This window comes from Flavobacteriales bacterium (assembly GCA_026129465.1).
In the GTDB taxonomy this organism is placed as follows: domain Bacteria; phylum Bacteroidota; class Bacteroidia; order Flavobacteriales_F; family PHOS-HE28; genus PHOS-HE28.
On sequence record JAHCIA010000001.1, the window covers coordinates 3,686,769 to 3,699,304 of the forward strand.

Genomic DNA, 12,536 nt, shown 5'->3' on the forward strand with positions numbered 1-12,536 from the left:
CGGCAGTCAAAAGTAGGGCCACCTCCTGCGGTGCCTTCGGGATCAGGGGATGGCCAATGAACCGAAGACCGTTGGTGAGCGCAGCAGGCGGCTGCCATACCAGCTGAAGGCCTCGCCATCCACCAGCCGCACGGGGCATCCGGGCAGCAGCATGTTCAGTTCGGCGATATGCTTCTCCTTGAAGGGATAGGGTTCGGATGACAGCAGGACCACATCCGGGTCGGCGGCGGCCAATTGCGCGGGCGTGAGTTCCGGATAACGCTCGGGACGGTCCGCGAAGACGTTGTCGAGCCCGATGCGCTCCAGCATATGGTGGATGAAGGTGTCGCGCCCGGCCGCCATCCAGGGCCTGCGCCAGATGAGGTAGGCCACGCTGCGCCGCACGGGCCATGGCTGCAACGCCGCGAATGCCTCCACGATCCGGTCCGCGATCACGTTCCCTTGTTCAGCGGTCCCTGTCAGCGCGCCCGCGTGGCGGACCATGTCCAATGCGCCATCCAGGTCGCGCACGTCGCTCATCCAGACCGGGAACTCGCGCACCAGGGCTTCAATGTCCTCGCGGCTGTTCTCCTCCTTGTTGCCGATGATCAGATCGGGCCGCAGGGCACGCACCCTTTGGAGATCCACCTGCTTGGTGCCGCCCACGCGCGGCTTGCTGCGGAACCACTCCTCCGGATGCACACAGAAGCGTGTGATGCCCACCACTCGATCGCCAAGGCCGAGATCGTGGAGCAATTCGGTCTGCGAGGGGACGAGGGAGATGATGCGCTGCGGGGTCTCCGGCACCTGGACGGTGCGGTGCATCTGGTCGGTGACCGTGCGCATCACAGGGCTACTTCAACTTCCCGATCACATCCTGCTTGGTGATGATCCCGTACGCCTCGGGGGCGCCCGGCGTGGCGGGCATCCGGACCAGCACGGCCGGGCTGCCATTGCCCAGCTTCCTGGCGATCTCCTCCAGATGCGCATCGGGTTCCACCACCGGCAGGGCGGGACCCATCACGGCGCGGGCGGCCTGCAGTCGGACGTCCGCGTCTTCCAGAATGGCGTCGAAGAGGCGCGCATCGGTGATGGTGCCCACAGGCTTGCCGCCGTCCATCACGGGCAGTTGGTCGATGTTGTGCGCGCGCATCTTCTCGATGGCGTTCAGCACCGGCTCGTCCACCTCCACGCTGAGCAGGCGCAGCTCCCGGCCTTTCATCAGGTCACCGGCCGTGGGCTTCTCTTCCACGAGGAAGCCGCGCTCGCGCATCCAGTCGTCGTTGAACATCTTGCCCAGGTAGCGCGTGCCGTGGTCGTGGAAGATCACCACGATCACATCATCCGGCTTGAAGTTGTTCTTGAGCTGCATCAGGCCCGCCATGGCCGCGCCAGCGCTGTTGCCCACGAAGATGCCCTCGTCGCGCACGATCTTCCGGGTATAGATGGCGGCATCGCGGTCGGTGACCTTCTCGAAGTGGTCGATCAGGTCCATGTCCACGTTCTGCGGCACGAAGTCCTCACCGATGCCTTCGGTGATGTAGGGGTAGATCTCGTTCTTGTCGAACTCACCGGTCTCCTTCAGCTTCTTGAATACCGAGCCGTAGGTGTCGATGCCCCAGATCTTGATGTTGGGGTTCTTCTCCTTCAGGTAGCGGCCGGTGCCGCAGATGGTGCCGCCCGTGCCCACGCCCACGACCAGGTGCGTGATCCTCCCATCGGTCTGCTCCCAGATCTCGGGGCCGGTGGTCTCGTAGTGCGCCTGCGCGTTGCTGGGGTTGTCGTATTGGTTGGCCTTCCAGCTGTTCGGCGTCTCGTTCACCAGGCGGCTGCTCACGCTGTAGTAGGAGCGGGGATCCTCGGGGTCCACGTTGGTGGGGCACACGATCACTTCGGCACCGAAGGCCCGCAGCGCGTCCACCTTCTCCTTGCTCTGCTTGTCGGTGGTGGTGAAGATGCACTTGTAGCCCTTGATGATGGCGGCGATGGCCAGGCCCATGCCCGTGTTGCCGCTGGTGCCCTCGATGATGGTGCCGCCGGGCTTGAGCAAGCCGGCCTTCTCGGCATCCTCGATCATCTTCAAAGCCATGCGGTCCTTGATGCTGTTGCCGGGGTTGAAGGTCTCCACCTTGGCCAGGACGGTGCCGGGCACGTCGCGGGTGATGCGGTTCAACTTCACCAGCGGGGTATTGCCGATGGTGCTGAGGATGTTCTCGTGGATCTTCATGGCGACCACGAAGGTAGAGCGGGTGGGGATGTAGCTTCCCAAGGGATCAATCGAACCGGATCGTGCGCGCCGGTGCGATGCGCGCCACGAGCGAGCTGGGGATGATCAGCGCCAGCAGGCAAAGCACCAAGGTGCCCAGGCCCAGCAGGGCGATCCGCCACCAGCTGAGTTCCACGGGCACGGCCTCCACGTAGTAGCTCTCCAGCGGCAGCGTCACCAGGCCGAAATGCTGCTGCACCAGGGCCAGCCCCACGCCCAGCACGGTGCCGGCCACAATGCCGATGCCCAGGATCCACGCCGCGTCGATGAGGAAGATGCGGCGGATGACACCGTTGGTGGCGCCCAGGGCCTTGAGCGTGCCGATCATGGTGGTGCGCTCCAGGATCAGGATCAGCAGGGCCGAGGTCATGTTGATGATGGCCACGATGATCATCAGCACGATGACCACGATGACGTTCGTGTCCAAGAGTTCCAGCCAGGCGAAGATCTCCGGGAAACGCTGCTTCACGCTCACCGAGCGCAGGCGGTGGTCCAGGTATTCCGCGTAGACCCGGTCATCGAAGCGGTCCACCTCCTCGAAGCGGTCCAGCAGCACTTCAAAGGCACCGGCGTACCGGTGGTGGCTGCCGCCGCTGCCGCCACGCTCGATGGTGACGAGGTCCCGCGTGGCCCAGGCCAGGCCTGCCATGCGGGTGCTGTCCGGCATGATCCGCACCCAGGCCGTGTCGGGCACCGTGCCGTCGGCGTCGGTCACAACCACGGTGAAGGTGGTATCGCTGCTCACGTGCACCCAATGGGGACCGCGATCGCGCAGCGTGGTGCCGGGCCATTCGTAGCGGTACACCCGGTCGCCCCCGAAGGCCAGCGCCTCGATGCCGATGCCCGCCGGGGTAATGGAGTCGTACACGAGCATCTCCGCCTTCAAGCCCCATTGGGCGAAGCGCTGCAGGTGCGCGATGTCCACGAACACCATCTGGTGGTCCAGCTGTTCCAGGCCGGTGGCATACAGGCCGCTGACCCGGAATTTGCGCGGGCGGATGTCGTCGCGGCCGCGGATGAGATACACGGTGATGGTGTCGTCCACACCGATGGTGAGCAGGCGTGCCAGGTGGCGGGAGAGCAGCAGGTCGATGGGGCGTGTGCTGTCGCCGATGGCGGGCAGGGTGCCGGCCACCAGGTGCTGCCGGATGAAGGTCCAGTCGTGGTCCCGGCCCACGCCTTTCACCACCACGCCCTCGATCTCGTCCGGCGTTTCGATGATGCCCGCCTTGGTGGCGATGGCCTGGATGTGCGCGATGCCGGGTACGGTGTCCAGCCAGGGGTAGAAGGGCTGGTCGATCGCCAGGCGCGGCGTCTCCTTCGGATCGGTCTGGCGCAGGGACTCGATGCGCAGGTGCCCCCCGGCGCCGGAGACTTTGGCCCTTACTTCGCGTTGGAATCCGGTGGCGATGCCCACCGTGAGGATCATCACCGCCATGCCCACCACGATGCCCAGGACCGCGATGGACACGATAGGCCGCGAGAAGGAACGCGCCCCGGGGCTGCTGCCCGCCCGCAAGATGCGGTCGGCGATGAAGCTTGCGGTACCCACCTGGTGTGCGCCCCGCTTGGCGCGGTGGCAGGCGAAGGTAGCCGCCCTGCTGCTGCCAATCTCCGCGTGCACCACGCCGGTGCCCGTGCCGCAGGAGGTAGAGCCTGCTACCCCAGCGCCCCTGGCCGTGGGTGCCGAACGCACCGAGGTCTATCTGCCGCTGCTCGAAGGCCGCCGTGTGGCCGTGGTGACCAACACCACCGGCATGATCGGCAAGACCCACCTGGTGGATTCCCTGCTGGCGCTGCGTGTGGAGGTGGTGAAGGTCTTTGCGCCTGAGCATGGCTTTCGCGGCGATGCGGATGCCGGCGAGCATGTGAAGGACCAGCGCGACACCCGCACCGGTCTGCCGATCGTGTCCTTGTATGGGGCGAACAAGAAGCCCACGGCCGCGCAGCTCGCCGATGTGGACGTGCTGCTCTTCGACATCCAGGATGTGGGCGCGCGCTTCTACACCTACATCGGCACGCTGCACTACGTGATGGAGAGCGCCGCCGCGCAGGGCAAGCGCGTGGTGGTGCTGGACCGGCCCAACCCCAACGGGCACTACGTGGACGGGCCGGTGCTGGACATGGCGCACCGCTCCTTCGTGGGCATGCACCCGGTGCCGCTGGTGCATGGCATGACCGTGGGCGAATTCGCCCGCATGATCGATGGTGAAGGCTGGCTGGGTGAAGGACTCCGCTGCGATATGCAGGTGATCCCCTGTGTGGGGTACGACCACGCCACGCGCTACGAATTGCCTGTGCGCCCATCGCCCAACCTGCCCAACCTCACGGCCATCCGGCTCTATCCCTCCCTGGGGCTCTTCGAGGGCACCATCGTCAGCGTGGGCCGGGGCACGGACCAGCAGTTCCAATGCATCGGCTACCCCGGCAACCCCTTGGGCGACCATCGCTTCACCCCCGTGCCCAAGCCCGGCGCCAAGGATCCACCGCACAAGGGGATCGAATGCACCGGCTTCGATCTTTCGGGCCATGAGCCGCTGGGGCTGGAGTTGCACTGGCTCATCGACCTGTACCGGGCCGCGCCCGACAAGAAGGGTTTCTTCCTGGCGAACGGTTTCTTTGACAAGCTGTCCGGTGGCCCGGACCTGCGGCGCCGCATTGTGGCCGGGGAGGATGAGGAGACCATCCGGGCCTCGTGGAAGCCGGCCTTGGAGGCATTCAAACGGACCAGAGCCAGGTATCTGCTCTACCAGGAGCAGTAATGCCCTCGACGGCATTTTGCACGCCGGATCGCGCGGAACATGATCGCTGCGCTTGCCGCGCTGGTCTTTCCGATGGAGGTTGTCGCTTGGCCAGGCGCAACCTGGGCCGGGCGTGGGTAGTGTCCCTGTTCGCCGATGAACAAACGCTCAGACCGTCCTTTCCACCTTTTGCTTCGCCAAAAGGTGGAGCCAAAGGGCGACCACGATCCAAGCGCAGGGCCACGCACCCACATACCCGCGCACTATCAGCGTTGGCCCGCGCCGCGCGGATCGTGGACACCCACGCACACGGTGGCCGAGAGGTCTATGCGCTCCGGACCCTTATGCCGGTCCACCGACCGATGGTCCCTGGCATTTGCGGCCCGAGACAATGTTCACAGAGCGTTTGGGGGAGAGCCAAAGTGGGACACTACCCGGGCGCGATGCATTTCGCCGGCATGTCCATGGCCTGTCTCGCTGGAAGCCCATTGGATCCAGCGTGCCCTGAACGATGGGTGGCGCGGCGAAAGCGCGCCATGCCCCAGTTCCATGTTGGGCACTTCAATGAACACTGCCGTGCGCGACGCTCCCCCAACGAAGAAGGGCCGCCCCTTGCGGAGCGGCCCTTGCTTTCGAAGGTCTTCGGACCCTTACGGCTGGATCACCAGTCGCTGGGTGTACTGGGCATCACCTGCGATGATGTTCACCATGTACACGCCTGCGGCGAGGTCACCGTTGAGGTCGAGCACCGTGTAGAGGTGGCCACCCTGGGCCGCCACTTCACGCGCCACGATGCGCTTGCCGCTGAGGTCGTAGATGTCCACGGCCACGGTCTCCACATCGGCCGCCACCTCATCCAGGGTCAGCCACAGTTGCTGACCGTTGTTGGGGTTGGGCCACATGTTGAGCGTGATGTTCTCCATGGCCATGTTCTCGTTGCCGGGTGCGGCCGCAGGTGCGATGGTCACGTCGCAAACCCAGCCCCAGTCGCACCAGGTGGTGCCACCGTCCTTGCTGGCGCGCACGCGCACCTGGTAGGTGCTGCCGACCAGCAAGGGATCGCCCTGGCTGGCGGGCCAGTTCAGATGCCTTTGCACGTTGTTCGAGAAGCGGGTGAAGAGGTATGCCTCATCCGCGTTGCTGAACTCGAACTCGTACTTGTTGGCACCGGCCACCGAGCGGGCATACAGGCGGTTGGCCGCGCTGTTGGGTCCACCGAAGGTGCGGGATACACCACAGCTGAAGTTGGGGTGGTCCGGGATGTCGTTCAGACCCGTGGGCGGGCAAAGGGCCAGCGTCGGATCGAGCGTAACGCGGCAGGCGGGGCCATACTCACCGTTACCGGTGAAGGATCCGTTGGCCACGCCGCGGATGCGCACGTTGTACAGCACGCCATCCTGCAGCTGGCTGGCTACTGCCCAGTTGTTCAGCTTGATGTGGGCGGCACGCAGCGCGTTGTTGGGCGCGAAGCCATCGCTCACCGCGTGGGTACGCAGCTTGCGGAAGCTCAGCGAGCCGTTCGGGTCGAAGAACCAGAACTCATAACCGCTGTTGGCGTTGTTCACACCGAATTGGGCGCTCACCGTCGCGTTCTCCGTGGCCACCAGGTAGTCGCCGCTGGTCCACCAGTAGCGATCGCAGCTGGTGTAGATCGGGCGGTCCGTGCCCACTGGCAGGCACCAGCTTTCGCCGGGGGTCAGCGTGCTCAGCGTAGCGGCGGAGTTCACGAAGTTGTTCAGGTTGTCGATGATGCGATCACCATCGACCGTGCGCAGGGTGTAACCACCTGTGAAGTTGTCGGACGGCCAGTCCATGCCATCGCCGAAGCTGTCATAGACCTCCAGGCGGTAGCAGCCGTTGGGCAGGCACAGTGGCTCCGTCCAGATCTGGCCACCCAAGCCCGGGTACGGTCCACCAAAGGCCACCAAGGAGTTGTCCCCGTCATTGAAGATCGCCCAGGTATTCTCATTCGGATAGGCGTCGAACTGGAACTCCAGGAAGGCGGTCGGGTCGGGGCATGCTGGCGGCACACAGGCATCGCTCAACGCATCGAACTGGCTCTGGCAGAGGCCATCCCAGAAAGATTCGCAGCAGAAGGAGTCGTCCGCTATCACGGCCTCATAGGCTTCCGGGTCGCTGGCCACGCAGGGTGGGACATCCACGCAGATCACACCCGTGCAGGCGAAGCTGATCGAATCGAAGAGACCCTGGCAGGCCGGGCTCCATACCGTACAGCATGTGGGATCAAATGCGACCACTGAGCCATAGCTCACAGTGTCCTCCAATACGCAAGCAGGTGGTGGGTCGCACTCGGTGCCGCACAGATCGCCGCAGAACAGCAGGGCCTGACCGGCGCACAATTCGTCCCAGCTTACGTCGCAGCAGAAGGCATCCAAGCCGCAGATGGTATCCTCGCATACAGCGTCATCGCAGCCAGGGGTCAAGTTGGCCGTGCAGCAATCGCCACCGCCACCTGAGCAGTTAGCATCCCAGTTGGTACCCGTGGAGGTGCAAGAGGTGCAGATGTCGGCGCAGCAATCCGCGAAGGTCCAGCAGAGATCATCGCAGTTGCAGTTGCCTGGGCCGGGGTACACACCGCAGAAGCCCACGCAGCTATCGGGGTTGGGTCCGGCGCAGCCAGCATCCCAGTTGGGACCCGTGGAGGTGCAAGAGGTGCAGATGTCGGCGCAGCAATCCGCGAAGGTCCAGCAGAGATCATCGCAGTTGCAGTTGCCTGGGCCGGGGTACACACCGCAGAAGCCCACGCAGCTATCGGGGTTGGGTCCGGCGCAGCCAGCATCCCAGTTGGGACCCGTGGAGGTGCAAGAGGTGCAGATGTCGGCGCAGCAATCCGCGAAGGTCCAGCAGAGATCATCGCAGTTGCAGTTGCCTGGGCCGGGGTACACACCGCAGAAGCCCACGCAGCTATCGGGGTTGGGTCCGGCGCAGCCAGCATCCCAGTTGGGACCCGTGGAGGTGCAAGAGGTGCAGATGTCGGCGCAGCAATCCGCGAAGGTCCAGCAGAGATCATCGCAGTTGCAGTTGCCTGGGCCGGGGTACACACCGCAGAAGCCCACGCAGCTATCGGGGTTGGGTCCGGCGCAGCCAGCATCCCAGTTGGGACCCGTGGAGGTGCAAGAGGTGCAGATGTCGGCGCAGCAATCCGCGAAGGTCCAGCAGAGATCATCGCAGTTGCAGTTGCCTGGGCCGGGGTACACACCGCAGAAGCCCACGCAGCTATCGGGGTTGGGTCCGGCGCAGCCAGCATCCCAGTTGGGACCCGTGGAGGTGCAAGAGGTGCAGATGTCGGCGCAGCAATCCGCGAAGGTCCAGCAGAGGTCATCGCAGTTGCAGTTGGGTGGGCCTCCGATGTACGTACCGCAAACGCCCACACAACTGGTATTCTGTGCGGCAGCTTCGGGTGTGTTGCCCCAATGCGCTGCCAAGAGCAGCAACACGGCGCAACATCGTGTCAAGGTCGAGAGTATCTTATCCATGGTAACGGGGTTTTGGTTTGGGTTCACTTGTCTGCTTGGCGCTGGACACAGGGCCAAGCATCGTAAGAACGGGTGTCCATCAATGACATCGACCGACCCATGCGGGAACCACGATGGCACGTCATGGTGGGGAAATTCCACCATGGGTCCAGCGTGCATCCTGAAATGGGGTTGGCGGGGGTCATTGTGGAGAGTAGAAAGAATGTTCCGTACCGTGGCGATCAATGCGGATCACCGACGCCTTCGTAGGATCAAGCCTGTAACAGCTTGGTCGTCAGGGTGGAAAAGCCGACCCGATGATGGGTCGCTATCAAGAAGAAATGTAGAAGGGGTGCTTGGGATTCTTCGTGTGTCTTGAGGAGGTTAGGTCAGGGCATTTGCTCGTGGAACGAATCGAGACTGGAGCAAATGTAGCAAAGTGATCGAAGGATGCAAGTCATATTGAAAAACTCCTACCGAGCAGGGTACAAACACGACAACAGCGCGGACTGGATCTTCGCCGATGTACCTGTGACAGTAGTGCATGCGAGCTTTTGAGGACACCCATACCGTACCCAACGGCTTGAAGATGCTCCTTCCCTGGTGGACGGACGAAGCCGAAACCCTTGATCGAGTTACCGACGTTGCGGCCTACTGGGAAACGATGTGGAAGCGGTGCATGGCAGGACGTTCGTTTCCTTCAACAAGAACGTAACTGCCGGTGGACAGACCGTTCAGGCCCAGGGTGGTCCTTCCAGTCCCCAAAGTTCCGGACCTCACCATGCCACCCAAGGCATTGAATATGCGGTACGGGGTTTCGTTGGCACTTTGGATCACGATCTGGTCCACAACCAAGTTCCCCAGGATCTGAAGGTCGCCGGCAACGGATGGCACCCCATCGGCCTGGGTCGGAAAGTCGCATGGGGGCAAGGGCACGGGATCAAGTTCCAAATACCCAACAGGCACCAACACTTTGTCCGCCAATCCAGGGTGGTCCGGTTCCAACCATTCCGCCATGAAGGGCCAGCCTTCTTCGGTGGTGATGATGCCTTGTGGTTGCGGGATGCCATTGATGATGGGGTTCCGGTACGACCATACTACCTCACCTGAGTAGGTGATCTGGAACATCCAACCTTGCCTGCTGGCGCATACGAGCACATTGCCATCGCGAAGTTTCTGAGCACTGGACATGATCGGTGAAAAGAACTCGGTAGGGACCTCGGTGGCGTACCGCCAGTCATACTGGATCGGGCCGAATGCGGCACCCTCTTCCAGGATGAAGCCCCCATTCTCATCCATCGGGGGGGTGATGATGTCAACAGCACTGTAGTTGTTGCCCCCCCCCGCACGGTTGTTGAACACCATGATCTTGCCCCGATCGGGGTCATCCTCATTGAGCCCGGGCCCGAGCCACCGCGTATTGTGATTGAAGAACAACGTTTGATCTTGCTGCCCACCTCTGCCATACGCGGCCGGATTGCCCCAGCGGTACAAGAGGTCGCCCCCCATGCCGAAATTGCCACCCGTGTGTCCGGCCGCTTCTTCCGTGGTGGTGCTGTGGTCGATCACCCAAAGCTCGTTGTTGAATGGGCTGCTCAACAGTATCAGGTCCAGTTCCGGATCGTAGTAGATGGCGTTGAAATGCTGCCAATCGGGGATCCCGACCGGGATGAAATTGAGGTCGATCAATTCCGGATGATCAGCCACCACGCCATAGTTCGGCAGGCCGGGATCATGGTCCTGGATCAGATGGTCCCAGGCGTACCAGGCCCAAACGATCTCGCCAGTATTGGGTCCGGTGGGCATGACCTCGATGATGTGGTCCGGCCATATCTCGTTGTGCGCGTACGATGTGGCATCAAAACCCTCGCTGATCGCTTCGGCCAGGGTCTTCTTCTCCCAGGCGATGATCAGCACATTGCCGTTGGGCATCACGTCAATATCGTGATGCATGCATACTTGTGGTGTGCTGTAGGCGAACTGCCAGACCACGTTGTTCGACCAATCCTTGCGTTGGACAACATGGCCCGATCCACCGGCAACGAAAGCCGGGTTGGAGGTCGCGACCGCGGTGCGCATGATGTCACCGTTGTCCATGAAGCGGAAGCCAGCCCCTGTCGTGTACAGGTCATCAGGCCATTCATGCACCAGTTGCCCGCAGGGGTTCACCAGGAAGATGGATCCCTGCTCGATCGGTTGGAACAGCATGTATCCATCGGTGGTGAGTTCGGGGTCATAGGCAAGCAGGCCGATGGTATTCTGTCCAAGTAGCCATGGATTCACGAACAAGGTTGAACAGCTTAGAAGCATCGCGCGGATCGTGGTCATGTCAATGGGTCTTGATCAAGGAAGTTTGGAAGGGGGCACAAGCAAAAATAGGGATGATCGGATCGGGAAAAGCAACCGCTTGAATATGTGCTTGGACCCTGGCGGGGTGTGGAAGCGTCGAGAGGATAATCGCAAGCACAAGGGCATGGACCCGAGTCACGCCCGACTCCAAAGCGGGCACACTTCAATTCTGGACATGGTTGAGTGATTTGCTAAGATTCACGATGTAGACCAACAGCAACGGATCTTCCCTCGCTGCGATGATCCTTTCACCGGGGTCGGCAAGCCGATGGCGGAACTGGCCATAGCGCGCATCGATGGCCTCTCTTGCCTGCCGCAGGTCGGGGGCCGCCTGAAGCCAATCCGGCTGTACAAAGTCCGCTGGAAGTGGGGAGTTTCGGAGTTGATTGATCCACATGTTGACGTCCTCATCACTGGCGGTCTTGATCCAAGCCACCAACTGCGCATCTTCCGGAGATAGCTGCTGGCCAGATGGAGCGTTGGGAGTGGTGGTGGTGACCTCATTGTCGCTAACGGTCCCGCATGCGCCCAGTGCGACGATCATCATGCAGGTCATGGCAGTTTTGAGTTTCATGTCGTGTTGGTTCGTATGGTTCAGGTTCTGGAGAGTTCAGTGCGAGCGAATGACCGCGCATTCATGCGGTGTTCACACAGGTATTTTTTCAGGAACTGGGACATCATTCGGCCCTTCGCACCGTCTCGTGGTCCTTGTACACCTGGCGCATGGCCTTGCTCTCCATCACCAATTGGCGGTAGAGCAGGGGGTGCTGGCGCACGGCGTAGACCAGGCCGTTGCCCTGCTGGCCGCTGATCTCCGGGTAGCGATCGGCGATCACCTGCGCGGCCAGTTTGGGGTGGCCCGCATCGATGATGTCCTGCGGGATCACGTAATCCTCGGGCAGTTCCATGTTCACCACTTCGCCGATGTATTCCTTCACTTCCTGGTCGCTGGCTTTGCGCATGCGTTCCACAATGAGCAGGTCCTCGCGGCTGGGCGCCTGCACCTGCAGGTCCGGGTTGTTCAGCGCCTCCTTGCGCTTGCTGTCGGTGCCACCACCGCAAGCGGAAAGCAGGGTGGTGGCCGCCACCACGGCGGTGAGCAGCAGGATGTGGGTGCGGGTGGGCTGTGTCATGGTGTGGTCGTGTGATCGGGTGGGTCCAGGCATGGTGCCATGCCAAGCGCTCATGGTTACTGCTTGTCTCTGGTGCTGGTCGGTCGGCGGTCGATCGCGCTGTTGGCCGAAGGGGAGGGCTGCAGGCTGTTGTTCCGGTTCAGCGTGGTGCCCTGGCGTGCCTGGCCACCAGCCGCCTTGCTGTCGTAGATGGATTGGCGCACGTCCAGGATGTGCGTGCGCAGCACCTCGTTCCTGTTGCCTGCGGCCAGCAGGCCGTTCACCTCGGCGTGGCGCACGCGGTACTCTTCCAACACACTGCGCTGGTCGGGGGCCTGGGTCACCCCGTCGGGCGCCACGTAATCGGCCGGCAGTGGGCTGGAGCGCATTTGCATGTACCACTTCTCCAGGTCCTCGTCGCTGGCGGTCTTCACCCATTCCACCAGTTTGGGATCGTCAGGGGCGGTGTAGCGCCCGCTGGCAACGGTAGTTGCAGGTGTGCTGCCGTTGGTGCTTTCCTGGCCACCGTCGCAGGCGGCAAGTAGCAACAGGAGTGTGGTGGCCGCCAGGGGGGCGAAGGTGCGGAGGAACATGGTCCGGGCGTATCTGGTGT

General features: G+C 62.6%; 9 protein-coding genes. 1 reads left to right on the forward strand and 8 read right to left on the reverse strand.

Annotated elements, in window-relative coordinates; all coding sequences use genetic code 11:
* Positions 1 to 42 precede the first annotated feature (42 nt).
* The 3 genes from KIT10_15570 to KIT10_15580 are packed head-to-tail and all read right to left on the reverse strand — an operon-like array spanning position 43 to position 3,716.
* Positions 43 to 825 carry an ABC transporter substrate-binding protein gene (locus KIT10_15570; GenBank protein ID MCW5900675.1) on the reverse strand — a complete coding sequence of 261 codons (783 nt, stop codon included), beginning with the start codon at positions 823 to 825 and terminating at the stop codon, positions 43 to 45.
* A 7-nt stretch (positions 826 to 832) separates the two neighbouring features.
* Positions 833 to 2,206: a pyridoxal-phosphate dependent enzyme gene (locus tag KIT10_15575; GenBank protein MCW5900676.1), complete on the reverse strand. Its 1,374-nt coding sequence runs from the start codon at positions 2,204 to 2,206 to the stop codon at positions 833 to 835.
* Between the two features lie 46 nt (positions 2,207 to 2,252).
* Positions 2,253 to 3,716, reverse strand: coding sequence for an ABC transporter permease (locus tag KIT10_15580; GenBank protein MCW5900677.1), 1,464 nt, complete (start codon positions 3,714 to 3,716; stop codon positions 2,253 to 2,255).
* Between the two features lie 61 nt (positions 3,717 to 3,777).
* Between KIT10_15580 and KIT10_15585 the strand changes: the two genes are divergently transcribed.
* Positions 3,778 to 5,007 carry a DUF1343 domain-containing protein gene (locus KIT10_15585; GenBank protein ID MCW5900678.1) on the forward strand — a complete coding sequence of 410 codons (1,230 nt, stop codon included), beginning with the start codon at positions 3,778 to 3,780 and terminating at the stop codon, positions 5,005 to 5,007.
* 629 nt (positions 5,008 to 5,636) lie between these two features.
* Here the strand turns inward: KIT10_15585 and KIT10_15590 are convergent.
* The 5 genes from KIT10_15590 to KIT10_15610 all read right to left on the reverse strand — a co-directional run bounded on the left by KIT10_15590 (position 5,637) and on the right by KIT10_15610 (position 12,516).
* Complete coding sequence (locus tag KIT10_15590; protein MCW5900679.1) at positions 5,637 to 8,444, reverse strand: T9SS type A sorting domain-containing protein; 2,808 nt, start codon at positions 8,442 to 8,444, stop codon at positions 5,637 to 5,639.
* A gap of 669 nt (positions 8,445 to 9,113) precedes the next feature.
* Complete coding sequence (locus KIT10_15595) at positions 9,114 to 10,745, reverse strand: aryl-sulfate sulfotransferase (protein MCW5900680.1); 1,632 nt, start codon at positions 10,743 to 10,745, stop codon at positions 9,114 to 9,116.
* Positions 10,746 to 10,974: 229 nt separating this feature from the next.
* Entirely contained in the window at positions 10,975 to 11,385 is a 411-nt protein-coding gene (locus tag KIT10_15600) for a hypothetical protein (GenBank protein ID MCW5900681.1), read from the reverse strand.
* 103 nt (positions 11,386 to 11,488) lie between these two features.
* Positions 11,489 to 11,944, reverse strand: coding sequence for a hypothetical protein (locus KIT10_15605; GenBank protein MCW5900682.1), 456 nt, complete (start codon positions 11,942 to 11,944; stop codon positions 11,489 to 11,491).
* 56 nt (positions 11,945 to 12,000) lie between these two features.
* On the reverse strand, positions 12,001 to 12,516 hold the full coding sequence (locus KIT10_15610) for a hypothetical protein (GenBank protein ID MCW5900683.1): 516 nt from the start codon (positions 12,514 to 12,516) through the stop codon (positions 12,001 to 12,003).
* Between the last annotated feature and the right edge of the window lie 20 nt (positions 12,517 to 12,536).